This window comes from Pseudomonas sp. K5002, from assembly GCF_013386655.1.
In the GTDB taxonomy this organism is placed as follows: Bacteria; Pseudomonadota; Gammaproteobacteria; order Pseudomonadales; family Pseudomonadaceae; genus Aquipseudomonas.
Genome location: NZ_JACARK010000442.1, coordinates 1 through 1,634, shown reverse-complemented (window position 1 = coordinate 1,634; position 1,634 = coordinate 1). Strand labels below are relative to the sequence as shown.

General features: G+C 63.0%; 1 protein-coding gene and 1 pseudogene. Both read right to left on the bottom strand.

From position 1 onward, the window contains the following. Positions 1-27: 27 nt before the first annotated feature. Positions 28-1,368, bottom strand: coding sequence for a hemolysin family protein (locus HX846_RS19910; protein WP_003213385.1), 1,341 nt, complete (start codon positions 1,366-1,368; stop codon positions 28-30). Between the two features lie 124 nt (positions 1,369-1,492). Next, positions 1,493-1,634 (bottom strand): annotated as a pseudogene (locus HX846_RS19905) (PAS domain-containing sensor histidine kinase); the annotation flags it as partial.

Sequence of the window (1,634 nt, the reverse complement as noted above, 5' to 3'; positions counted from 1 at the left end):
CAAGCTCGCTCCTACAGGGGGTGTGCCCTAGTCGAGCAACAGCACCTTGGCCAACACGATCTTCGGCCCTTTCATCTTCTTGATGATGATGCGCAGGCCTTCGACTTCCAGCACTTCTTCCTCTTCCGGCACCCGTTTCAGGGTGTCGTAGATCAGCCCGGCCAGGGTTTCGGCCTCGATGTGGTCCAGGTCGACGCCCAGCAGGCGCTCCACCTTGAACAGCGGCGTGTCGCCACGCACCAGCAATTTACCCGGCTGGTAAGCGAGGATGCCGCGCTCGGCCTTGCGGTGTTCGTCCTGGATGTCGCCTACCAGTACTTCCAGAACGTCTTCCATGGTCAGGTAGCCGATGACCTTGCCGTCGGCCTCTTCCACCAGGGCGAAGTGCGCGCCGCCTTTACGGAACTGCTCGAGCAGTTGCGACAGCGGCATATGGCGCGATACGCGTTCCAGCGGGCGGGTCAGCTCGGCCAGGTTGAACGACTCGGGAATGTGGTCCAGGGCCGCCAGTTCCAGCAGCAGGTCCTTGATGTGCAGCAGGCCGACGAACTCGTTGCGCACGGCGTCGTACACCGGGTAGCGGCTGAACTTGTGGCGACGGAACAGCGCCAGGATTTCCTTGAGCGGTGCGTTGAAGTCCAGGGTCACCAGGTCTTCCCGGGAGTTGGCCCAGTCCACCACTTCCAGCTCGCCCATTTCCACGGCGGAGGCCAACACGCGCATGCCTTGGTCGCTCGGGTCCTGGCCGCGGCTGGAGTGCAGGATCAGTTTCAGTTCTTCACGGCTGTAATGGTGCTCGTGGTGCGGGCCAGGCTCGCCTTGGCCGGCGATGCGCAGGATGGCGTTGGCACTGGCGTTGAGCAGGTAGATCGCCGGGTACATGGCCCAGTAGAACAGGTACAGCGGCACGGCGGTCCACAGCGACAGCAACTCGGGCTTGCGAATGGCCCAGGACTTGGGCGCCAGTTCACCGACCACGATGTGCAGGTACGAGATCACGAAGAAGGCGGCAAAGAACGACACGCCCTTGATCACTTCCGGCGACTGCACACCGATCGCCCCCAGCAACGGCTCGAGGATGTGCGCGAAGGCCGGCTCACCGACCCAGCCCAGGCCCAAGGAGGCGAGGGTGATACCCAACTGGCAGGCCGACAGATAGGCGTCGAGCTGGCTGTGTACGGTGCGCAGGATCTGCCCGCGCCAGCCGTTCTTGTGGGCGATGGCCTCGACCCGGGTCGAGCGCAGTTTGACCATGGCAAATTCCGCCGCAACGAAAAAGCCGTTGAGCAGTACCAGGATCAGTGCAAAAAGAATCATGCCGAAGTCGGCGAAGAGTGTCGCGAGGGTGATGCCAGGGGAAGGGTCCATGATGGGGTTTTGCGGGTTCCGTCTAATCGAAAAGGGTGAGCAGGTGGGCCTGAAAGGCAGGCGCAAGTCCGCCAATGTAGCGGCTGACGGGGCGCTTGCCTAGTGGCGGCTGCCGGGCGGAGGGTCACTCGTCCTGATGAAGGACCCGGGAATGTGTCACCTGGGCCGGCGGGAAATGGCAGGTAAAGGTACTGCCGTGGCCGAGCACGCTACTGATTTCCAGCCGCGCGCGATGGCGCAGCAGCACATGTTTGACGATGGCCAGG